This window comes from Fusobacterium ulcerans ATCC 49185, from assembly GCF_900683735.1.
Classification (GTDB): domain Bacteria; phylum Fusobacteriota; class Fusobacteriia; order Fusobacteriales; family Fusobacteriaceae; genus Fusobacterium_A; species Fusobacterium_A ulcerans_A.
The window spans coordinates 3,163,382-3,187,738 of the sequence record NZ_LR215979.1 but is presented as its reverse complement, the minus strand read 5'-3'; the positions used below and the strand labels follow the sequence as shown (position 1 = coordinate 3,187,738).

Annotated in this window: 20 protein-coding genes; 17 read left to right on the top strand and 3 right to left on the bottom strand. The window is 29.2% G+C overall.

The window, feature by feature from the left end:
- Positions 1 to 2: 2 nt before the first annotated feature.
- The 8 genes from E0E45_RS14320 (at position 3) to E0E45_RS14280 (ending at position 12,346) form a co-directional block, all read left to right on the top strand.
- Positions 3 to 1,334: a hemagglutinin repeat-containing protein gene (locus E0E45_RS14320; RefSeq protein WP_130891787.1), complete on the top strand. Its 1,332-nt coding sequence runs from the start codon at positions 3 to 5 to the stop codon at positions 1,332 to 1,334.
- Entirely contained in the window at positions 1,307 to 5,827 is a 4,521-nt protein-coding gene (locus tag E0E45_RS14310; protein WP_420026345.1) for a hemagglutinin repeat-containing protein, read from the top strand. The genes E0E45_RS14320 and E0E45_RS14310 overlap by 28 nt, the downstream gene beginning before the upstream one ends.
- Positions 5,808 to 7,661, top strand: a complete 1,854-nt coding sequence (locus E0E45_RS14305; RefSeq protein ID WP_130891785.1) for a hypothetical protein — start codon at positions 5,808 to 5,810, stop codon at positions 7,659 to 7,661. The genes E0E45_RS14310 and E0E45_RS14305 overlap by 20 nt, the downstream gene beginning before the upstream one ends.
- 102 nt (positions 7,662 to 7,763) lie before the next feature.
- The gene (locus tag E0E45_RS14300; RefSeq protein WP_130891784.1) at positions 7,764 to 9,119 is read left to right on the top strand and encodes a WG repeat-containing protein; all 1,356 of its coding nucleotides are present in this window, start codon (positions 7,764 to 7,766) and stop codon (positions 9,117 to 9,119) included.
- Complete coding sequence (gene fliB / locus E0E45_RS14295) at positions 9,109 to 10,293, top strand: flagellin lysine-N-methylase (protein WP_130891783.1); 1,185 nt, start codon at positions 9,109 to 9,111, stop codon at positions 10,291 to 10,293. Before E0E45_RS14300 ends, fliB begins: the two co-directional genes overlap by 11 nt.
- 22 nt (positions 10,294 to 10,315) lie before the next feature.
- Entirely contained in the window at positions 10,316 to 10,747 is a 432-nt protein-coding gene (locus E0E45_RS14290; protein ID WP_130891782.1) for a hypothetical protein, read from the top strand.
- A 60-nt stretch (positions 10,748 to 10,807) separates the two neighbouring features.
- The gene (locus tag E0E45_RS14285; RefSeq protein ID WP_130891781.1) at positions 10,808 to 11,836 is read left to right on the top strand and encodes a glycosyltransferase family 9 protein; all 1,029 of its coding nucleotides are present in this window, start codon (positions 10,808 to 10,810) and stop codon (positions 11,834 to 11,836) included.
- A 129-nt stretch (positions 11,837 to 11,965) separates the two neighbouring features.
- Positions 11,966 to 12,346 carry an RrF2 family transcriptional regulator gene (locus E0E45_RS14280; RefSeq protein ID WP_130891780.1) on the top strand — a complete coding sequence of 127 codons (381 nt, stop codon included), beginning with the start codon at positions 11,966 to 11,968 and terminating at the stop codon, positions 12,344 to 12,346.
- Positions 12,347 to 12,862: 516 nt separating this feature from the next.
- Here E0E45_RS14280 and E0E45_RS14275 read toward each other — a convergent pair.
- Complete coding sequence (locus E0E45_RS14275; RefSeq protein ID WP_130891779.1) at positions 12,863 to 13,294, bottom strand: C-GCAxxG-C-C family protein; 432 nt, start codon at positions 13,292 to 13,294, stop codon at positions 12,863 to 12,865.
- A gap of 265 nt (positions 13,295 to 13,559) precedes the next feature.
- Here E0E45_RS14275 and E0E45_RS14270 point away from each other — a divergent pair, with 265 nt between their 5' ends.
- From E0E45_RS14270 to E0E45_RS14235, 8 genes are all read left to right on the top strand, one after another.
- Positions 13,560 to 15,023: a DNA-3-methyladenine glycosylase 2 family protein gene (locus E0E45_RS14270; RefSeq protein WP_232044126.1), complete on the top strand. Its 1,464-nt coding sequence runs from the start codon at positions 13,560 to 13,562 to the stop codon at positions 15,021 to 15,023.
- A 23-nt stretch (positions 15,024 to 15,046) separates the two neighbouring features.
- On the top strand, positions 15,047 to 15,586 hold the full coding sequence (locus E0E45_RS14265) for a methylated-DNA--[protein]-cysteine S-methyltransferase (protein WP_130891778.1): 540 nt from the start codon (positions 15,047 to 15,049) through the stop codon (positions 15,584 to 15,586).
- 23 nt (positions 15,587 to 15,609) lie between these two features.
- Entirely contained in the window at positions 15,610 to 16,401 is a 792-nt protein-coding gene (locus E0E45_RS14260; RefSeq protein WP_130891777.1) for a hypothetical protein, read from the top strand.
- Between the two features lie 194 nt (positions 16,402 to 16,595).
- Positions 16,596 to 17,477 (top strand): carbohydrate ABC transporter permease, encoded by an 882-nt coding sequence (locus E0E45_RS14255; protein ID WP_130891776.1) that lies wholly within the window; start codon positions 16,596 to 16,598, stop codon positions 17,475 to 17,477.
- Positions 17,467 to 18,285, top strand: a complete 819-nt coding sequence (locus E0E45_RS14250) for a carbohydrate ABC transporter permease (protein ID WP_130891775.1) — start codon at positions 17,467 to 17,469, stop codon at positions 18,283 to 18,285. The genes E0E45_RS14255 and E0E45_RS14250 overlap by 11 nt, the downstream gene beginning before the upstream one ends.
- Positions 18,286 to 18,301: 16 nt before the next feature.
- Positions 18,302 to 19,384 (top strand): ABC transporter ATP-binding protein, encoded by a 1,083-nt coding sequence (locus tag E0E45_RS14245; protein ID WP_130891774.1) that lies wholly within the window; start codon positions 18,302 to 18,304, stop codon positions 19,382 to 19,384.
- Between the two features lie 34 nt (positions 19,385 to 19,418).
- Positions 19,419 to 20,723 (top strand): ABC transporter substrate-binding protein, encoded by a 1,305-nt coding sequence (locus E0E45_RS14240; RefSeq protein WP_130891773.1) that lies wholly within the window; start codon positions 19,419 to 19,421, stop codon positions 20,721 to 20,723.
- A 20-nt stretch (positions 20,724 to 20,743) separates the two neighbouring features.
- Positions 20,744 to 21,514 (top strand): sugar phosphate isomerase/epimerase family protein, encoded by a 771-nt coding sequence (locus tag E0E45_RS14235; RefSeq protein WP_130891772.1) that lies wholly within the window; start codon positions 20,744 to 20,746, stop codon positions 21,512 to 21,514.
- Positions 21,515 to 21,579: 65 nt separating this feature from the next.
- On the opposite strand, the gene E0E45_RS14230 is transcribed toward E0E45_RS14235, so the two are convergent.
- Entirely contained in the window at positions 21,580 to 22,575 is a 996-nt protein-coding gene (locus tag E0E45_RS14230) for an MBL fold metallo-hydrolase (protein WP_130891771.1), read from the bottom strand.
- Between the two features lie 235 nt (positions 22,576 to 22,810).
- On the opposite strand from E0E45_RS14230, the gene E0E45_RS14225 reads away from it, so the two are divergent.
- Positions 22,811 to 23,731, top strand: coding sequence for an AEC family transporter (locus E0E45_RS14225; protein WP_130891770.1), 921 nt, complete (start codon positions 22,811 to 22,813; stop codon positions 23,729 to 23,731).
- 52 nt (positions 23,732 to 23,783) lie between these two features.
- On the opposite strand, the gene E0E45_RS14220 is transcribed toward E0E45_RS14225, so the two are convergent.
- The gene (locus tag E0E45_RS14220) at positions 23,784 to 24,131 is read right to left on the bottom strand and encodes a cupin domain-containing protein (protein WP_130891769.1); all 348 of its coding nucleotides are present in this window, start codon (positions 24,129 to 24,131) and stop codon (positions 23,784 to 23,786) included.
- Between the last annotated feature and the right edge of the window lie 226 nt (positions 24,132 to 24,357).

Genomic DNA, 24,357 nt, shown 5'->3' with positions numbered 1-24,357 from the left:
CTTTGATTAATGGTGGTTCTGGAGACGTTGGAGGAAATAAAAGTGTTACAGTAAACATTGGAGGACAACAAGTAGATGCAAGTACAGGAAATCTTGGCGTAACAATTAGCGACCCAAATCAAATTACTGAAGTTGATGGAGTAAAAACTGTTCATAAAGTTGAAATTCAAAAAGGAGAAGTAACTATAAATGGAGTTACTATCTCTAGTTCAACTGGAGGAACTATTTCTTCAATAGCTGTAGCAGGTACAATAAATCCAGTTATATACATAGAAATACCAACAGGGGAAAACGGAGTATTTAGACCAGCTACTCCTAAGCCAGGAGAAAGAGTTCCATATAAATATGAAACTAATCTTGAATTTATAGATTTAAGTAAGTACTATGGTTCTGATTACCTTTTCAAACAGATAGGATATGATCCAGATAAAACACCAACAGTTATTGGAGATGCATATTATGAAAAAGAACTAATTGATAGAAGTATAAGAGAAGGTTTAGGATATGCTGGAGAGATAACTAATGATAATGTAAAAACTTTACTTGATAATGGAGCATTAGTTAGTAAAGATTTAGGACTAGTACTTGGAATGCCATTGACTCCAGAACAAGTAAATAAATTAGAAAAAGATATTATTTGGTATGTTGAAATGGAAGTTGATGGAGATATAGTTCTTGTACCACAAGTATACTTTGGAAAAGAAACAAGAATTAAAATGGCTGAAAGCGACAAAGGTGGAGGAGCAGGTTCTAATATTAAAGTAGATGGAGATATAAATATTGATGCAGAAAATGTTGTTAACTCTAATGGAAATATTATTGGAGGAGGAAACGTTAACATTAAATCTGAAAATGAAATTATAAATAATGCAACTGGTGGATTTAATGGCGGAATTGCTGCTGGTGGAGATATATCTCTTGATGCAAAGAATAATATTAATATGGAAGGTGGAACTGTAAAAGGTGATGGAGATATAAATCTTAAAGCTGGAAATGAAATTAATATCGAATCTGGAATAGGATATGATGATAAAGGAAATCAAATTATTTCTAACAATGCAGGAATCCAAGGAAAAGGAAATATCAGTGTTGATGCAGAAAAAGATGTTAATTTAAAAGGCGCTTTCATTGAAGGTACTGGAGAAGGAAGTGTCAATATCAGCGGTGAAAATGTTAATATTACTGACCAAAACTTGATAAGCAGTGAAAGTAAAAAAACAGATAATTCTTCATATAGTTCAGTTTCATCTAAATCTTCAGGATCTACAGTAGCTGGAGAAAATATTAATATTAAATCTAAAATGATATTAATGTTAAGGGAAGTAATGTTGTAGCTGGAGATGAAGCAAACCTAGAAGCAGGAAATAATGTTAATATTACTGATGGAAAAGATTATTCTCATGAAACAGGAGAATCATCTTTTGTAGGATTTAAAAATGGATTATTTACAGTAGAGTCTAGCAGTTTTGAAGAAACTAAGTCAACATCAGTTGGAAGTACAGTAGGTGGAGTAGGAGGTCTCAATGTTAAGGCTGGTGGAGATACAACTATACAAGGAAGTGACTTAATTGCTGGTGAAAAAGGAATTAACATTAAATCTGAAGGAAATGTAAATATTCTAGATGGCCAAGATACAATATCAGGAAAATCAAGCTCAAGCAGCTTTGGAACAATTTCATATACATCATCAAATGAAGAATATAAAGGAACAACATCTACAAAAAGCAGCCTAAGCTCAATGGGAGATCTAAATATTGAAGCTGGAGGAAATGTAAAAGTTGTTGGAAGTGATATTGCATCTTTAGGAGATACAAATATAAAAGTTGGAGATGGAAAAGAAGTTAAATTTGAAGCTGGTAAAAATACATATGAGCACAGCAGCAACTCAATTACAGTTGGAGTAACTTCTGCAGATGCAAGCGCAGGAGCAGGAGGTGCAAGTGCAAAAGCTAGCTGGAATCATGTAGATGGAGGATCAACAGAAGTTATTACTGGTGATGCAGTTCAAGTGGCTAAAGACAGTCAAAATAAAAATGGAAAACTAGGTAAAAACTATATGGATTCTTTAACATCTGCACAAACAACTGTTGGAGTATCTGTAAAAAATTCAAGTGAAAAGAGCACTACTTGGTCAAAAGGAAATGTTTCAACTGGAGGAAACTTGAATATAACTTCTGGAAGCGATGATAACTCTAGAGGTACAGTAGATATTGGAGGAGCAGACTTTACAACTGGAGGAGACTTCAATATTACAGCTAAACAAATAGATACAACAAAATATACTGATGTAACTGAAAAAACAAATTCAGATTTCTCTCTTGGAGTAAAAGTATCAAATAGTACTACAAGTAGTATAGCAGATGCAGTAAATAAAGGAATGCAAATAGCAGAAACTGCAGCAGATCCAGAAAAATCACTTAATGCAGGATTAACAGCAGCGCAAGTAGCAGGAACTGCAACAAACTTAATTTTTGGAGATCTTGCAGCAAATACATCTACTCTTACAGGAGAACTAGGATATAGCGAAAGTTCTTCTAAACACACAAAAGAGAATGAAACAGTTATTCAATCAGGTGGAAAAATAAACTTCAAAACTACAGATGGAGATATTAACCTAAATGGTGTACAAATGAAAGGAAATGAAGTAGTTCTTGATGCAGATGAAAAACATAATATAAATATTAATAGTGCAAAAGAAACATATACAGAAAATTCATTTAGTATAAATGCATCAGGAGGAGTTACAGCAAGTGCTGGAGTAGGAGCAATAGATGGAGGAAATGCACAGTTAGGAGTAACAGGAAATGCAAGCTTTAGCAAATCAGATGTAAACAATGAATATAGCCATGGTTCAGTTATTGAAGCTGGAAATGTAGAATTAAAAGGTAAGGATGTTAATCTTAAAGGAAGTAACATAATTGCAGATAATTTACATACTGAATTAAAAGGAAATGTAAATGTAACTACTGAAACAGATAAATATGATGAATCAAGAATAGAAGCTTGGGCAGGAGTAGATGGATCTTTAGGAGTAGCATCAAATACTATTGGAACAGGAGACCTTGGAGTTTCAGCTGGTGGAGGACAAATCTATAAAAAAGGAGATGTTATTAACAATCAAGCAGGAATTGTTGTTAAAAATAATATCACAGGAACTATAGAAGGAGACCTAAACCTAAAAGGAGGAGTTTTTGGATCTGAAACAGGAAATGCAAATGGAAACCTTACAATAGGTGGAAATGTAAATGTTGAAGATGTAAAATCAAATCTTGAAGCTGGAGGAGCTATAGTTGGAGGAAATATAGGATCTAAAGGTGGCGGAGTTCAAGGAGAAGTTGGAGATGTAATAGATCTAGAGAAGACAGCAAAAGGAACAGTTGCCTTAAATCCTGGAAATACTCAAATTGGAGGAGATGTAACAGTAAATGGAGAAAGCGCTCAAGGGCTAACTAGAGATAATGATCCATTAAAAGGAGTTAATACAGACCTAAGCAACAGTCTGACTACAGATAAGGATGTATATGAAGGAGGAGGAACTTTCTCTGGAACAGCAAGTGTCCCTAGCTTTGGAAGCAAGAAAAAAGGAGATAAAGATAAACCAATAGTTGATTCAGTTGATGGAAATTCAACTAAGGTAATTACTGGAAAAGTAGAAGGAGGACCTTCTTATCCAGAAATAAACACATCTCCACAGCCTAATAAAGGAGTTGTAGATAAAGGAGGAAGCAATGTTCCAGAATTAAAACTGCCAACAACAGAACCACCAGTAAAACTTCCAGTTCCAGAAATTAAAAAGCCTGATACAGTTGATGGAGGAAGTATAAAAGGAAATGTAGTAACAGAGCCAAACACTAAGAAAACACCAGAAGTAACAGGAGGAAATGGAGCAGTAAAAGGTAATACAGAAAATGTTGCAGTTGGTGGATATGTAAAAAATCCTGAAACTGGTAAATGGGAATCAACAAGTGGTTCAAAACCAGGAGCAATCTTGACTGGAGGCGCTATTACTAACAAAAATGCATTAGATGGATTCCAAAAAGGCGCTGAAAGCCTAAATGGAACAAAACAAACTCCAGAAGTATCAGGAGGAGAAAACAGCAATAAGACCCCTGTAGTAAGTGGAGGACAATATGTGAAGAATCCTGAAACTGGTAAGTGGGAATCAGCAAGCGGATCAAAACCAGGAGCAATCTTAACTGGAGGCGCTATTACTAACAAGAATGCATTAGATGGATTCCAAAAAGGTGCTGAAAGCCTAAATGGAACAAAGCAAACTCCAGAAGTATCAGGAGGAGAAAACAGTAATAAGACACCTGTAGTAAGTGGAGGACAATATGTAAAGAATCCTGAAACTGGTAAGTGGGAATCAGCAAGCGGATCAAAACCAGGAGCAATCTTAACTGGAGGTGCTATTACTAACAAGAATGCATTAGATGGATTCCAAAAAGGTGCTGAAAGCTTAAATAAAGGAAAAAATGAAAGTGCAAAAGGAAGTGTAGTAACAGAGTTAAATGTTAAGAAGACTCCAGAAGTAACAGGAGGAAATAGTTCTGCAAAAGGTAATGCAGAAAATGTTACTGTTGGTGAGAATGCAGGAGGATATGTAAAGAATCCTGAAACTGGTAAATGGGAATCAACAAGTGGTTCAAAACCAGGAGCAATCTTGACTGGAGGCGCTATAACTAACAAGAATGCATTAGATGGATTCCAAAAAGGTGCTGAAAGCTTAAATAAAGGAAAAAATGAAAGTGCAAAAGGAAGTGTAGTAACAGAGTTAAATGTTAAGAAGACTCCAGAAGTAACAGGAGGAAATAGTTCTGCAAAAGGTAATGCAGAAAATGTTACTGTTGGTGAGAATGCAGGAGGATATGTAAAGAATCCTGAAACTGGTAAATGGGAATCAACAAGTGGTTCAAAACCAGGAGCGATCTTAACAGGAGGAGCTATAACTAACAAAAATGCATTAGATGGATTCCAAAAAGGTGCTGAAAGCTTAAATAAAGGGAAAAATGAAGGTGCAAAAGGAAGTGTAGTAACAGAGTCAAATGTTAAGAAGACTCCAGAAGTAACAGGAGGAAATAGTTCTACAAAGGGTAATGCAGAAAATGTTACAGTTGGTGAAAATGCAGGAGGATATGTAAAGAATTCTGAAACTGGTAAGTGGGAATCAGCAAGTGGATCAAATCCAGGAGCAATCTTAACAGGGGGAGCTATAACTAACAAGAATGCATTAGATGGATTCCAAAAAGGTGCTGAAAGCTTAAATAAAGGAAAAAATGAAAGTGCAAAAGGAAGTGTAGTAACAGAGTTAAATGTTAAGAAGACTCCAGAAGTAACAGGAGGAAATAGTTCTGCAAAAGGTAATGCAGAAAATGTTACTGTTGGTGAGAATGCAGGAGGATATGTAAAGAATCCTGAAACTGGTAAATGGGAATCAACAAGTGGTTCAAAACCAGGAGCAATCTTGACTGGAGGCGCTATAACTAACAAGAATGCATTAGATGGATTCCAAAAAGGTGCTGAAAGCTTAAATAAAGGAAAAAATGAAGGTGCAAAAGGAAGTGTAGTAACAGAGTCAAATGTTAAGAAGACTCCAGAAGTAACAGGAGGAAATAGTTCTACAAAGGGTAATGCAGAAAATGTTACAGTTGGTGAAAATGCAGGAGGATATGTAAAGAATTCTGAAACTGGTAAGTGGGAATCAGCAAGTGGATCAAATCCAGGAGCAATCTTAACAGGGGGAGCTATAACTAACAAAAATGCATTAGATGGATTCCAAAAAGGTGCTGAAAGTTTAAATCCCAGGAATGGCAAGCTCGTTAAATAAAAATAAGGTAGAAAGTGTAGAAGGAAATGACAAATATAGCGTTTTAGATAAAGATAATGCATTTGATTTTCCTAAAGATGATGGAAAAAGAATAGAGATAATAGATTCTGCAAATGAAAAAAAAATTATCCCTGAGTATTATGAACCTTTAAATTCAATTCCACCAAAATATAAAAATCCTCCTTCATATGAAGAGGGGATGAAAAAGAAAGAGAAAGAAGTACTTAAAGAATTAGATAAAATAATTGCAGATGTAGAAAGTGATATCAAAAAAATTGAAAAAGAATCTATAAATAACTTAACAAAAGAAATTAAAGGTATGAAAAAAGATCTAGCTATTTTAGAAAAAGTAAAAAAAATTACTGGCGGAGATCTAGGTTTTAATACTACCATAGAACAGTTTAAAAAAGAAATGCAACAAAAAAAGAAAGAAGTTAATAAGCTAAAAAAAGAACAATTAGATAATCTTACTGAGAAAGAAAAAAAAGAATACATGAAATTATCTAAAAAATTAGATTCACTTTCGAAAGAACAAGAGAGACTGACAAGTAAAGGTACATTAACTGATTGGGATAGAACTAAACTTAATAAAATAGAAGTAGAGCTAAGGGATACTTTAACTTCTATGAAAGATATGGATAGTAAGATGAACCCTCAAGATATTTCAATTCCTTTGAGGACAGAAGATATATATGCAACTGTAGATAAAAATAATAAAGATAATCAAACAGAAGATATATATGCTTCAATAGAAAACATTCAATCTTCAGTAGGTAAAAATAATGAGGGTGAAAATGCCCCACCATTGCCACCAAGAACAAATGAAATAGAAAATTCTAAGAAAGAGAGCTCTTCTGTTTTTGATAAAATTAAATCACTTTTTACTAAAAAACAAAATAAAGATGATAATAAAGTTATACTAAGAACAGAGGAAGAAATAAAAAAAAAGATGGATATAGTTCTTAATAGTGGAAAAAATATTCCAAAAGAGCATCTTCAAGATTTTCTTGCAAAAATGTTACTAAATAAGGATGCTTTAGAAATTCAAAAAAAAATAAATAGTGGTGAAATAGGTACTGAACATAAGATCATAAAAAATGAAACAATTAAAGCAGAAACTACTGAGGATAATATTAGATTACATAAGTTCTATCAACAGTTAGAAAATAAATTTGCTAAAACAAGAGAAAAAATAGACAATAAGGTAGTAAGAGATTTAAGTACAAACAAAGAGTTTTCTGATTTAATTTTGGGAGAAATGCAAAGGAACCCTCAAAAACAAGAAGAATTTTACAATATATATAAAAATTCTCCAGAGGAAGCAATAAAATTATTAGAAAATGGACATTTTATGGAAGATAGTCTTAATGAGGAATTTATTGCAAAATTATTAGATATTGTTCAAAATAGTAAAAAGCAAGCTTTTGAACAATATACAGGAGAACAATATAAAAATGTAGAATTGAAATTTGTTAATGCCCCTTCAGAACTTTATGATGGATACTATAATCGAGAAGGAGCCATAGTTATAAATCTTGAAAGTAAAAACTTATCAATAAGTGAGTTATTAAGTGTTTTACTTCATGAAACTACCCATAGAGAACAGGAATTGATAATAAATGGAACTTCAGAAAAAATATCTGAAGAAATTAGAGAATACTATGCTATAAACTCTCATACTGGAGGATATATTAATCCAAACCATAATCCTAACGATTTATTTGAATACAATATGTATGCAAAACAGCCTATAGAAAAGGAAGCTAAAGAGACAATGAGAGGGTCAGAAATTTTAAGTAGAATTATAGCAAAAAAATTTGAAAATTTTAAATAAAATATATCATTTCCTAATAAATCTCTAATAGGTAATAATCAAATAAAAATGGATATAGGAGGGATAAAGTATCCCTCCTATATCTAAAATAAGGAGATAAAAGTGAAAAAAATTAATTTAATTATTTTTTTTATAATTTTAATTTTATCTATTTTAATAGCAATTGAAGTAATATATTTATTTAACAATTTTATAGAAAAAAATAAGGAAATTAAAAATTATAAAATTATTGAATTAGAAGTAGATGAAGCAACAGAAGTATGTGCTGGAAAAACTGTTGTTAAGGTTAAAGGAAAGTATGGAATAATTGACATTCAAGATGGAAAATATATAAAAGAACCCAAGTATGATTCAATTATAAGATTAGATGAAGAAAATTTTATTTTATCTCAAAAAGATAAAGTATATATCTTTAATTTTAATACTCAGAAAGAAATTTACGTTGAAAGTGTAAAAGTTATCAATAAAAAATTTTATAAGATTGAATTAGATGGAAAATATGGCTTATTAAATAAAGAGGGAGAAATTGTTATAGATATAGAAAATGATTTTATTCAAGGAAATGAAACAGATATTCTAGTAAAATCTAATAAAAATTGGTATTTATATGATATGGATTTAAATAAAAAAGAACTCAAAGGAAATTATGAAGATATCGAATTAGGTATAAAAAATTATTTATATGTTAAAAATAATGAAAAATGGGGGATAATAAATACTAAAGAAGAATATAAAACTAATTTTATCTATACTCATTTTATGAGTTTAAGTAATAATATTTTGATTGGGTATACTAAAGATAAAACTTATTTCATAAACTTAGAAAAAGGAATTGAAAAAAAAATAGATTATGATAATTTTAGTTCAGAGATAGATGGAAAAATTATGGTTTTAAAAAATGGGAAAATTGGATATATAACTGATTTAGGAGAAGAAATAATAAAACCAATCTATGAAGGTGGCTTTTTATTTAAAAAAGGAAAAGATTTTATTCATGTAAAAAAAGAGCATAAATGGTATTTACTTAATTTAGATGGAATATTAAAAGAGCTCTCATATGAAGATATTGGAGAATATAGTGAAGGCTATATGGTTGCTGAGTTAAATGGAAGATTTGGATATATAGATGAAAAAGGGAATATAAAAATTCCATTTGATTACTTAATAGCTAATAATTTTAAAAATGAACTTGCAATTATAGCAAAAGAGAGTGGATTTGGAGTAATAAATAAAAAAAATAAAGAAATAATAGATCCAATTTATGATGCTATAGAAATAATTAAAGATTATATTTATGTTTTTAAAGATAATAAGTTTGGGATATTTTCAATAACTGGAAAAACTATACTTCCTTTGAAATATAAAAAATTGGGAAAAATAAATGAAGATTTAGTATTTTTTAAAGATGAACAAAGAACAGGATTTATTAAAATAGATGGTGATAAAAATGGAAATTAAAAATTATGAATATGTACTTATTCCTAATATTCTTGCAAAATATAAATGTAATGCAAGTGGAGAATGTTGTAAAAATAAATGGAAAATAGATATAGATGAAGTAGCTTTTTTAAAAACAAAATCTTGTTTAGATGAATTAAAAGAAGATATAGGAACATATATTAATATAGATGAAGAAAATGGACATACAGTAAAATTTACAGATGGATATTGTAAATTTATAACTGATAAAAAATTATGTCGAATTCACAAAGATTTTGGATGGGATTGCTTAAGTGATACTTGTAAAGTATATCCAAGGATATTGAAATTAACATCTAGAGGAATGGAGATGAGTTTTGTTTTTTCCTGCCGTTCTGCTGCTAAACTTTTACTAACAAATGAAAAGTTTAAAATAATTAAAATAAAAAAAGAAGAATTATTTTTTATGAAACCATCTAATGTAAGTTTCATAATTCCAGAAAATAATTTAGAAACAAGTTTAGCATTTAGGTATTATAAATTTGAAGAATTGCTTATAGATATATTGAATGATGAAAATAAAATTTTAGGTCAAAAAATTCAATATATGGAAGAAATTTTTAGTAATATGAAACAAATGAATATTGCAGAATTTGATTTTGAAAAATCTTTGGCTGATTTTAAGACATATAAAGGTCAAGAAATAATTAGTCCAGATATAGCAGATTTAGTTATAAAAACAATATTAATCAAGCAAGAGAGAAGTAAAAATAGCGCTTTAGAATATATAAATCTTTTAAAGCTTATAAAATTAGAAAATAATTTAGAAGCAGATAGAGATTTCTTAAGAGATGATTCATTTATTTTAACTAATGAAGAATTAATAATGTTAAAAAAATTATGGAATAAAAAATATGAAAATATCTTAAAAAATTATTTGCTATGTTATGTTTTTAATAAAGATTTTTATTATACACTTGAGTATGCTTTTATGAAAATGATAATACTTGGAACAATGCTGAAATTTAAAATATTATTAAATAAAAAATATTTAAAGAGAGATTTAACTGATGATGAAATCATTTATACTATAAAATCACATGATAATGATTTTTCCCATGATGGAGAATTTTTTAATATTTTCTATACAGAAAATAAGATTGGAATGGATATAAGTCAATATATTAAAAAATTATTACCAATTTTTTATTAGATATTTGCTGGAGGATTGAAATATGAATGTAAAATTAAGAATGATTGGAGATAAATTAGATGCAAGATATATATTAGTTAATGCAGCTAAATTACAGTTAGGAACAACTATATATACAGAAAAATTTCCAATAACTAAAGATATAGGAATATTAACAATATTGGATAATTTTAGTGAAAATAAAAATAAATTTCAAATATGTGTAAAAAGTTCTGATGGAACGGTAATTGGAAAAGGAGAAATTTTTAGAAGTAAAGTTGTACTAAAGGGACAACAAGAAGGAATAATTATTTATAATATAAATAATGCATATTTTGAAAATAGAAATAATTTTTATGTAGTAGAATTATGGAATGAAAATAATTTACTAGATACTTTTGAATTAAGATGTGAAAGTAATATTTATAATATTTATGAAAATTTAGATGAAAAAGGAACAATATCTTTAATTTAATTAAAAAGAAAATAACTTGAAAAATATTAAATTCTATAAATATTAAGTAGAGGTAAAAATATGAAAATATTAATAGTACGTTTTAAACAAATAGGAGATGCTGTTTTAAGCTCAGTTATATGCAATACTCTTAAAAAAAGTTTCCCTGAATCTGAAATCGATTATGTAGTATATGAGCATATTGCTCCTTTATTTAAAAATCATCCATATATTGATAATATTATTCTAATAACTGAAGAAGAACAGAAGAACCCTCTTAAATATATAGCTAAAGTATGGAAAGTAACAAGAAAGAAATATGATATAGTAATAGATATAATGTCTACTCCCAAAAGTGAAATGTTTACTTTATTTTCTTTCGGAAGCGAATATAGAATAGGAAGAAAGAAAAAATATAGAGGATTTACATATACTCATAAGATTTTTGAGCCTGCTAATTCAAAAGATAAAGTTGATAAGTTTTTAAAAATGCTGGCTCCATTGGAAGAAAAATATAAAATACTATATGACAACACTTATATCACCTATATAAATGAAAATGAAAAAGAAAGTATGAAAAGAAAAATGAAAGAAGCAGGAATAGATTTTTCAAAGCCTGTATTTATATGTGCTGTAAATTCAAGGCGTCCAGAGAAAATTTACCCCCTCAATAATATGGAATGTGTTATCAAAAAAGTAATAGAAGAACTGAATCCACAGATTATACTATTTTATTCTTCAGCAGAAAAAGAGTTTGTTAAAAATTTTTATTCTAGGTTAAAAAACAGTAAAAATGTTTTTTCTAATATAGAAACAGCTTCAATAAGAGATTTGGCAGCACTTATTTCAAATTGTGATATGTTTTTTGGAAACGAGGGAGGACCAAGGCATATAGCTCAAAGTTTAGATATTCCAAGCTTTGCTATTTTTAGTCCTAAGAGCAGTAAAAAAGAGTGGCTGGCTAACCCAAGTAAAAAACATCAAGGTATAGAACCTAAAGATATTTATCCTGAATGTAAAGTTCTTAGTTATAAAGATTGTTATTCATTGATTTTACCAGATTATGTTGTTGCTGAAATTAAAAAGTTATATTTACAATGCTATAGATAGATGTAACAAAGTTAAATTATATCAAAAAAATCTATTTTTTAATATTAATTATATTTACTAAATATATATGGAAAATTTTCAAATTGAGAAAGGAGGGAATAAGGTAAAGTAAACCTTATTATAGAAAAAATGAAAGTAACTAAAGAAACTTATTATGCAATCAAAATGCTTAAATATTTATCAAAAGCAGGGAATGAAAAAGTTGTTCCTGCTAGAGAAATAAGTAATAATGAAATTCCATTTATATTTGCTTTAAGGATATTATCTAAATTAGTTGATAAAGGATTGTTAGAATCTTTTAGAGGTACTAAAGGAGGATTTAGATTAAAAAAAGATGAAATAAGCTATTATGAAATAATAAAAGTTATCCAGCCTGATTTTAATACATTAAAGTACATGAAAAATATTAAAAAAAATGATGAATTAATTTTAGAATTTAAAAATATTCGAAATGAAATAGATGAATCATTGAAAAAAATGAAAATAACGAAGATAAATAGTTCTATTTAATTTTATAATTACCCACCATTTTGAGTGGTGGGTTTAAAGTAAAAGAATAATAACTTAAATTCAAATATAGTTTTTTTAATTCTTCCTAATTTTTTTCTAATTATATTGGTCCAACCATGAGACTATTTACATATTATAATAAAGAAAAAGAACTTAAAATTAAGTTCTTTTTCGAGGGAAAGTTTTTTCAAGATCTGGGAGAGATCTGATAGTTAATATTTTATCAAATTATTTATAAAGAAAATTCCTATATAAGAATTTTAAAAGGTATTAATCTATTATTTATAAATATTTTTTTTATTAATATTGATTAATAGCTATACCTTATTTTTCGATATTTACAATAAGCATAGAATATATGATATTGAATTCTGTATTTATTAGAATTGAAATATGAAATTATCTTTTTTATTGTTTTTAGTATATATTTTTTCATAATTAACTCTTAAAAATGATAATATATTATTTTTGCTATAATATTTCAGGATGTAGTCATTAATTATTTTTTATAATATATTAGTTCAGAAACAGTTGAATTTTCTCTTTAGAAAATAATTCTTCTAGTTTTTTTGCAATTTCTTCAACTAAAGCATGGCAAGGATTATCAAAACCACTAATTTCAAGCTGCTGTAATTCTGCACAATGCAGAGTTGTGAAAAGACCTGTAAAAAAATCAGTAAGTTCACACACTATTTCATAGCCTTGCATATTATCATAATCCGTTTCTCCTTCTTTTGCTGTAACAAGCCCTATTACACCTACTGCAACAGTAAATGCTCCACAACATGATTTTTCTGTCTGCATTCCAATTCCCATTAAAGAAAACATTTTTCTAGTTTCCTCACTAAGATTTAGATGATAGTATTCATTACAAGCTTTAAACATTGCTTCAGCACAACTTAAATTTGTTCCAATATGATATTTATTTACCAATTTATATAATTCCATAAATATTCCTTTCTAATAATTCAGTTTATTGCTTAGTTTCTTTTATTATAGCACAATTCTAAAAGCATGAAAATGATAGTTTTTTCAATATAATTTCATATATATCAATCTTGCTACATATTTTTTTATAAAAGAATTATGAAATGATTTTCACAAAGAAATTAAAACTAAAATTGATTTTATTAAAAAAGATAAAAATTCATGTCCGAAAATAGCCAGATTTTTTTGAAAAAGAATGATATAATTATAAAAAAAGGAGGGTGGGATGATGCTGAAAGACAAAAAATATGCATGGTATATGGCATTTAAAGCAAAAGATACAAGATTTGATGGACGTTTTTTTGTTGGGGTATCTTCTACAAAAGTATATTGTCGTCCAGTATGTCGGGCAAAAATGCCGAAATTTGAAAATTGTACTTTTTTCTCTACAGCAGCAGCGGCAGAACAGGCAGGATATCGCCCATGTCTGATATGCAGACCAGAACTTGCTCCAGGAACTTCTGTTACAGATGCTACAGCTTCTCTTGTCAGGCATGCAGCTAAAACACTGGAAGAAGAATGTGGAAATGGTGATAGTATAGAGGAAACTGCCAGTCATCTTGGATGTACATCCCGCCATTTACGCAGGGTATTTGTATCAGAATATAATGTAACTCCAACACAGTATCTACAAACCTGCAGACTGCTTCTTGCTAAAAGTCTGCTCACTGATACAAATTTATCAGTTCTTGAAGTTGCAATGGCTTCTGGTTTTGGAAGCTTAAGACGTTTTAATGATGTTTTTAAAAAACAGTATAAACTTGTACCTACTGCTTTACGTAAACAGTCTGGAAATGAAAAAAAGCAAACTGATGAAATAACTTTGGCATTGGGATATCGGCCTCCTTATCAATGGGAGCATATTTTAAATTTTCTGGCTATGCGTGCTATTCCAGGAGTAGAAACAGTAAGAGATAACAAGTATTATCGTACTGTACATTTTATAAATGAAAAACAACAGATATATGGCTGGATACAAATTGAGCACCAGCCTGTTGGCAGTACTCTAAAGGTTACTATGTCAGCAACTCTTCTTCCTGTACTATCACAGGTATTAGCTCGTGTAAGGCATCTATTTGATTTGTCATGTGATCCATATGCAGTATATCAAGCTTTGGAATCAATGAATGAAATTAATCCTGAACTTTGTGTTTTAGGTATTCGTGTACCTGGATCTTTTAATCCATTTGAAATGGCAGTAAGAGCAGTATTAGGTCAGCAGATTACTATAAAAGCAGCAAGAACATTAGCAGCAAGACTTACAGAAAACTTTGGTACACCAATTCAAACTGGAATAGATGGATTGACTCATGTTTTTCCAGAACCAGAAGATATTTTGAATTTAAAGGATAAAATTAATGAATATCTTGGAAAAATAGGTATAATTCAAACAAGATCAAAGACGATTTTAGAACTTGCTCAAGCATTTCAAGAAAAAAGCATAGATTTTAATTCCTGCAATTATCCAGAAAAAGAGATAAAAAAATTAATGAATATTTCTGGAATAGGAAGTTGGACAGCTCAATATATTGCTATGCGTGCTATGGGGTGGACTGATGCTTTTCTGGAAACTGATTATGGAGTAAAAAAGACATTGGCACCTCGTACTTCAAAAGAAATACTGGCTTTAGCAGAAGTGTGGCGTCCTTGGAGGAGCTATGCAACAGTTAGCTTATGGAATTTGTTATAATAAGTGAATTAAGGAGGGGAAAAATGTATTACTCAACACACTACTCATCACCTTTAGGTGAAATATTACTTGCAAGTGATGGAGATAATCTCATTGGATTATGGTATGAGGGACAAAAATATTATGCTGCTACTATCAAAGAGGAAACAGCAGTTAAATCAGAACTTTCTGTATTCAAAATTACAAAAAAATGGCTGGATAGATATTTTAATGGAGAGAAACCAAATATTTCAGAACTTCCATTATCTCCAAAGGGTGGAGAGTTTAGAAAAGCTGTATGGGATATTTTATGTAAAATTCCTTATGGAAAAACTATTACTTATGGAGAAATTGCAGAAATTGTAGCTGGTAAAATGGGAAAAGAAAGAATGTCCAGTCAGGCAGTTGGTGGAGCAGTGGGGCATAACCCTATTGCTATCATCATTCCATGTCATCGTGTTGTAGGAAAAAATGGAAGCTTAACTGGATTTGCAAGCGGTATCAGTAAAAAGATTAAATTATTGGAACTTGAAAAAGTTGATATATCACATTTTTTTGTTCCTACTAAAGGGACAGCACTTTGAAAATATCAGGATATGGAGAGATTATGAAAGGAATTAGAATATTATTTGCTTTAAGTTTTCTGATTTTTGGCAGTTTTACTTTGAAAGCAGATAATCAAGGGATAAATAAAAAAACTAAGACAATACATATTTTTGTAGCTCTTTGTGATAATAAGTATCAGGGAATAGTGAAGGTACCAGAAAAAATAGGGAATGGACAGGATCCAGAAAATAATCTTTATTGGGGTTGTGCTTATGGAATAAAAACCTATTTTAAAAGAAGCAAAGAATGGAAATTCATAAAATCAGAAAAATTAAATTCCATAGTTCTTGAAAGAGTTGTATTTAAACATATAACAGAAAAAGATACTTATCTTGTAGCAGATGCCTATGATGGAAGGTATATTAAAGAATGCACAAAGGATTTTTTAAGTGCCAGTTCTGGAATAGAAAAAAATACAATAGAATTGAATGGAAAAACTATTGGAATAGATGGAAATGCTGGATTGATATCATATATTGGGCATAATGGATTTATGGATTTTAATATTAGAAATAAATATGTAAATAAAGATAAGAAAAAAAGAGATATAATCATACTTGCCTGTTACAGCAAACTTTATTTTTCTAAACATTTGAACTCTGCAAATGTTAATCCTTTGATATGGACTACAGGGCGTATGGCTCCAGAAGCTTATACTATTTATGAGGCAGTAAATGGATATCTGAAAAAAGAGGATAATGAAAAGATTAGGGAAAGAGGAGCAGAAGCTTATTCAAAATATCAGAAATGCAGTAAAAAAGCAGCTAGAAATTTATTAGTTACAGGTTGGTAAATAAGAATAGTATAAAATTAATATAAAAAGAGATTGGTAGATATTTCAATCTCTTTTTTTATTTTGATTATTTGTAAAATGTAAAATAACTGTAAAAAAGCTTTTACTTTTATTATACATTAATTTTATATCTTGTTTACATATGATTGCTAAAATTTCAATATAAAAATAATAAATATTGAGAGGAGATTTAGTTGAAAGTAAAAAAAGAAAATTACATGATTGCACTTTTAGTTCCAGCTATTAGTATTTTTACTACATTTGTTTTCTGGCCCATAGTGAGAACTGTTTATCTCAGTTTTTTTGACTGGAATATGATAAGTAGAAATAAAAAGTTTGTACTGCTGGATAATTATACAAGTATATTGACTGATTCAGTTATATATAAATCATTAGGAAATACATTCTTATACATAATATTTTTGGGAATATTTAATTTTATACTTCCATATATATTTGCTTATGCATTGGCACTGCTTATCAGCAGATTAAAGAGTTTCTATAGGGCAATGATATTTTTTCCAAGTATAATTTCCCTTGTGGTAGCTTCTTTGGTATTCTTATGGCTTTTCAATCCCATGTCAGGGCCTATATCAAAAGTTTATGAATTATTTGGGATAGAATCTCCATTTTGGCTAAAAACCAATGGATTAGTAATTCTTCTGGTAAGTATTATAACAGCATGGAAAATATTTGGATATAATCTAATACTTCTTTTAGCAGGGGTACTAGAAGTTCCATCAGAATTAATAGAAAGTGCAAAAATAGATAAGCTTTCCAATCTTCAAATATTTATATATATAGTACTTCCCATGACATCTTCAACAGCTTTGTATGTATTGATAATGACAGTGGTATATGGACTGCAGCAAGTATTTGTTCCTATAAATGTTCTTACCCAAGGAGGGCCAAACAATGGAAGTACAAACCTTGTATATAGTATATATCAGTATGCTTTCACATTTTTTCAGACAGGAAGAGCTTCAGCATTAGCTATAATCACTACTCTGTTTTTCTTTGTATTGATAAGTTTGAAGATAAAAATACTGGAAAAAGGAGTCTATTATGAAAACTAGAGAAAAAAAATGGCATATATTATTTTTTATAATTATTTTATTGCAGATATTTCCTTTGATATATATGCTTTCTATATCACTGAAAAGTATGGATCAGGTATTTTCTGAACCTTTGAAGTTGATTCCATCAGTAATTACATTTGAAAATTATAAACATATATGGAATAATGTGCCAATAATCAGATATATATGGAATACTTTCTTTATTTCAGCAATGGTTACTTTTGGAAAGATAATTACGAGCATTATGGCAGCATATGTTATGACATACAAGGAATTTAAAGGAAAGAAAATAGTTTATTCAATGATATTAATTACTTTATTTGTTCCTTTTACAGTAACAATGATACCAAACTATTTAACTATATCAAAACTGGGAATATTAGATACAAGTTTTGGAGTCATTCTTCCACAACTAGCAGATGCTTTAGGAATACTTTTAATGATGCAGAATATGAGAGGAATACCAAAATCTCTTTTAGAAGTGGCCAAAATAGATAATATATCTGAAACAAGAACTTTAGTACATCTCATAATACCCATGATAAAAAATTCTATAATAGCAATGGGAATATTATTTTTTATCAACTCATGGAACGAATATTTCTGGCCATTGATAATATTGAGCAGTAAAGAAAATTATACATTATCTCTTGCACTTCAGATGTTCATAAGTTCAGAGGGAGGAAATAACTGGGGAATAACTATGGCAATAGCTGGAATGACTATAATATTTCCAATAATTCTATACATATTTTGCCAGAGAATGATAATGACTAGTTTTGTTAAGTCAGGGATAAAAGGATAACTAAAAGGAGAAAAAAATGAGTAATATAATATTTAAAAATGTATGTAAAGACTATGGAAATACTCAAGTAGTAAAGAATCTTAATTTGGAAATTAATCCAGGAGAAAGACTTGTTCTCTTAGGTCCATCTGGATGTGGAAAAAGTACAACATTGAGAATGATAGCAGGACTTGAAAAAATAACATCAGGGGAATTGTATTTTGGAGATAAATTAATGAATGATATAGAGGCTGGAGAAAGAAATATAGCAATGGTATTTCAAAACTATGCTCTTTATCCTCATATGACTGTCTGGGATAATATAACATTTGGGCTCAGAATGAATAAGCTGGAAAGAGAAGAAATAGAAAAAAGAGCTAGGGAAGCTTTGAAAATATTAAATCTTGAAGGATTGGAGAAAAGATATTCCAAAGAACTCTCAGGAGGACAAAGACAAAGGGTTGCACTCTGCAGAGCTGTAGTAAAACAATCACCTTTTTTTCTTTTAGATGAACCTTTATCAAATCTTGATGTACAGTTAAGGAATAGTTCAAGAGAGGAACTTGTGAAACTTCATAATTTGTATAGACCTACATTTGTATATGTAACTCATGATCAGATAGAGGCTATGACAATTGGTCATAGAATAGCAGTATTAAATAAAGGGTATCTACAGCAAATAGATACTCCAGAAAAAATATATAATAACCCTGTAAATATATTTGTAGCAAAATTTATAGGAATACCCCAAATAAACATACTAAGAGTAAATATAAATGAAGGGGATATTCTGTTTAAAAATAATAGAATAAAATTGTCTGATGAAAAAAGGAAACTTATTGAGAAAAGAAGTGAAGTATATCTGGGTATCAGACCAGAATATGTAAAAGTAAACAGAGATAAAACTGAAAACAGTATGAAAGGAAACATAGCTAAAATAGAAAATTATGGAAGCCAGAAATGCTTATTGATAACAATAAATGGGGAAGAAAAAGTTATGGCTTCTGTACCAAATGACAGTGATTTTAAAAGATATGAAGATGTATATATAAAATTTTCAAAGAAAAATATGCTTTTCTTTGATATAGCTACTGAAAATAATATAGAAATGGAACAATAAAAATTTAAATAAATATTTAATAGGAGGAAAGAAATTGAAAGTAAATTTGAAAAATGGGTTGCTATTAGGAACAATGATGTTTATGGCTGCATGTTCACAGGGAGAAAAAACATCAACTGAAAACACAGGACAAGAGAAAAAACCAGTTCAAATAGAATATTGGCATGTAGCATCAGAAACTTTTGGCGGAGGAGCTATAAAGGAGTTAATAAAGGAATTTAATGAACAGAATAAAGATATTCAGGTAATTGAGAAATTCAATCCTGATATGTACAAAGGTCTTACTCAAAATCTTCAAGTATCAATAGCCTCTAAAAAATATCCTGCAATAGTTCAAATGGGGTATTCATACCTAAACTATGCAAAGGATAATTTTGAGTATACAGCAGCTCAGGATGTTATAAATAAATATTTTCCAGAGGATAAAGATTTCCTTGATAAAAATTTCCTTCCTAATATTCTTGAACTTGGACAGGTAGATGGAGAACAGGTAGGAATACCTTATTCTATAAGCAATCCTATTATGTATATCAATGCAGATTTATTTAAAGAAGCAGGTCTTAATCCAGATACTCCACCAAAAACTTGGAAAGAAGTGGCAGAAGCAGCTATGACAATAAAGATGAAAACTGGAAATCCAGGGTTCTTTATGCAGGAATATGCTGATAACTGGGCTCAACAGGCTTTGTTAGAAGGAAATGGAGGACAGATGCTGAAAATGGAAAATGGAGTCACAATACCTGCATTTTCATCAAAAGAATCAGCAGAAGCATATCAGTTGACAGCAGATATGGTAAATAATAAATCAGCAATACATGCAAGCAATGATGAAGGGTTCCAAACTTTTCTTAATGGAAAATTAGGAATGGTAGTGACAACAATTGGTAAAAGAGAAAATTTTGAATCAAGTGCTAAATTTGATTTAAGAGGAGCAAAATTTCCATTATTTGATGGAAAAGAAAGAAAACTTCCAGCTGGAGGGAATATGCTTATGATAATGGCAAAATCACCAGAGGAACAACGGGCTGCATGGAGATTTATGAAATTCCTTTTAAGTGCTGATTCTACTGAGAAATGGACTAAAGGTACAGGATATCTTCCACCTACAATTGTGGAAAAAGGAACAGGAATAGATAAATTTCTTACTGAAAATAAATTAATGAGTGTAGCGGCAAGTCAAATGCCAGATATGGGGCAATGGGCAAGTTTTTCAGGAAGTAATGGATTAAAGGCAGAGCAGATACTTATAGATGCCAGAGATATTATATTAAGTGGAGAAAAACCAGCAGATGAAGCTCTTGAAAATGCACAAAATGAAATTATGAAACTTATGAAGTAAATGAGATGAATGGAGATAATATGAATAAAATATATGTGAGCGACCTTATATGTGCAGGTGACAGTTATGAAGATACAATAAATTTTTTTGAGGAAAATAGAATAAAGAATATAGAATTTTTTATAGAATTTTCTGATAAAAAACATACTGAAAAGTTGAATAAAATTCTTGAAAATTATTCACTGGAAAACATTTCATTTCATGGACCATATAGATATTTTAAACTTACAGTATCAGAAAATAAATGGGAAGAAATGCTTGAAGATGTTAAAAAGGCTGTAGATATAACTAAAAAATATAAAGGGGAATTCCTGGTACTTCACACTAATGAAGTTTTAGAAAATACAATTGATAAAAATATAGTTGAGAAAAGAATAAAAGAAATAGTAAAAATAGCTGAAGAAAAATCTATACAGATAGCAGTGGAAAATGTAGGGATTGGAAAAAATATGCTGTATAATCAAGAAGAATATATTGAACTTATAAAAAAATATGGATTTTATTCTCTTATAGATGTAGGACATGCTCTGTTAAATAATTGGAATATAAAAACTTTAATAGAAATGCTGAAAGACTATATTATAGGATATCATCTGCATAATAATGATGGAGAAAAGGATATACACCAGTCAATTTTTAATGGAAAATTTGATTTTAAAGAGATAATAAAAAATATTTATGAGAAAACACCAGACGCAAATTTAGTATTAGAATACTCACCTGTTACACCTAAAAATGAACTCTTAGAAGATTTAAAAATATTAAACAGTTTCAGCAGAAATATAAAATAATAAAAAAGAACTAGTTGAAAGTGATATAAAAATTCACTTAAAACTAGTTCTTTTTATAAAAATTTTTATTTTAATTTATATCTATATATATCATTATCTCTAAATTTTTCTATTTTATTTTCGTTGAATAAAAAATCTAAATGAGATAATGTTTCACCAACAGCAAACCATTTTTGGTTATCTGGAAATTCTGCCCATGATTTCCCTCTCATATTCCACTTCATAAAAGCAGCTATTTCATATGCCGTTAATCCATTTTCAGTAGACTTTTCTCGGATTACTTCAAGAGTATCTGCTAATCTGGATTTGTGATGTTCTATCATTTTATCTATTCTGCTATAAACATCATCAGAAGTTGCTCTATGTCCTGGAAATGTTTTTGCTATTTGGAATTTTTTTATTTTTTCGAGGCTTTCAATATAGTCTTTTAGAGAATCTTTTACTTTAAGCCATGCAGTTATATTGGGAGTTATATCAAAAAGTATATGATCACCAGAGAATAAAAACTTTTCTTTTTCAAGATAAAGACATGTATGTCCAGGAGTGTGCCCTGGGGTAAGAATAATGGTAAATTCTAATTTATCTATATTAAATTTATCTCCATCTTCAAGTAAATTTGACTCAAATACTCTATCTGGAGCAAAAATTCTTGCCTGGTTTGTTTTTCTTAATCTCTCTATTATTTCATAAGGGAAGCCTTCTGAAGCAAATCTTTTCTCTGACTCTTTCCAATTTAAACCTTTTAGATTTTCAACTATATACTCATAATCAGTTTTTCCAATATAGATTTTACTATTTTTATGAGCAATCTTATTTATAAGTCCAGTATGATCAGAATGCAGATGAGTTAGAAAAATATCAGTTTTTTCCATATCCACATTAAGTTTCTTTAAATTTTCAATTAGTGCTTCATAACATTCAGGACGATTAAAACCAGTATCAATTAACAGATTTCTATTTTCTGATTTTATTAAATAAGAGTTTAAAGTTTTTAATGGATTTTCTGGCAATGGAATTAACATTCTATATATTTCTGGGTTTTTACAAAGTAATTCTAGCATATTTTATCAACCTCACTTATAAATTTAATATATAATGTAATATTCTTTACTTATAAAGTATATACTGATTTTTATTATTTTACAATTAAAATAATGATTCATAAAAAAACAGAAAGTATAAATTTTATATTTCTTAAAAAGCTTTGAGATAGTTTTTTACATAAATATGGTTAAATGAAGAAAAAAGGTATATAATATCAAATATTAAAAAATTAGACAACAGGGGGAAAGTTTTATGGAACAGGTATTGATGAAGGCATCAGCTTTTGTCTTTATAATAATAATGGGATATATGCTGAAAAGAAGAGGGTTTTTTGCACCAAATGATTATAGGATAGTTACAAAAATAGTCATAAATATAACTCTTCCAGCAGCTATAATAAATAGTTTTGGAAGTTTTCAGAAAGATGATTCACTCTTTATACTTGTACTTCTTGGATTAGGCTGCAATATGGTAATGATACTTATTGGATATCTCCTTTCAAAGAAAAAAGGAGATAAAGTAAGAGCATTGTATATGCTGAATTTATCTGGATATAATATAGGAGCTTTTACACTGCCCTTTGTACAGAATTTTCTAGGAGCATTTGGAGTAGTGGCAGTATGTATGTTTGATATAGGAAACTCTATAAGCTGTACTGGAGGTTCTTATGCAGTGACATCAGCAGTAATAGGAAGTGGAGAGAAAGCTTCTTTTGCTCAATCTGTTAAAAAACTTTTTTCCTCTGTACCTTTTGTTACTTATACTGGTATGTTAGTATTAGCTTTGCTGAATATACATATACCTAAAGAGATAATTTCTCTCACATCAGTAATAGGAGCAGCTAATGGATTTGCTTCTATGTTGATGATAGGTATGATGTTTGAGATAAAATTTAGATATGATTATCTTTCAAAAGCTGGATTTTTATTAATGATAAGATATATAACCTCTGGAATACTGGCATTTATATTTTATAAATTTATGCCATTTCCATTGGAAATTCGTCAAGTATTGGCAATAGCAGTATTTGCTCCAGTTTCAGCATTATCAGCAGTATTTACTGAAAAATGTGATGGAGATGTGGGAATAGCTGGATTTACAAGTTCGGCATCAATAATTATAAGTATAACAATAATTACTTTCCTTTTGGTATCAATGGGAATAGGAATATAAATAAAAAGCTGATTCATTGATAAAAAATGATATCAGCTTCTTTTTTATTCTTTTATTTATTTTGTGGGAATACAACTACAAGCAGCATTTTAAAAGCTTCTTCTGCAAAAACTGAATGAGGTTTCTTTGCAGGCATTACAAGAGTTTCTCCCTGATTTAAAATATATTTTTTTCCATCTACAGTAAAACTTCCTGTTCCCTCTAAAACTGTGACCATAGCATCTCCAGAGGAATCATGTGTTCCTATCTCTTCATTTTTATCAAATGCAAATACTGTTATACTTACTGCATTGTTTTGAGTAAGAGTCTTGCTTACTACTTGACCTTTCTGTATTCTTACAAGTTCTTTTAAATTTACTGCTTCTTCATGAGGAATATTTTTTAAAATATTTAGTTCCATTTTTTACCTCCTGGTTATCATTGATATATTTTTTATTTATATAAATATTATACAAAATATCTTTTACAGAGGCAGTAACATATGTTACTGTTCTTTTATTTTATTAGTTTTATATATCTTAATAGAAAAGATATATAAAAAGCAGATATAATAACACAATTTTCAAAAAAAAATAAGAGCAGATAGATTCTATAAATCTATAAAGAAAAATATATAGAATAACAAG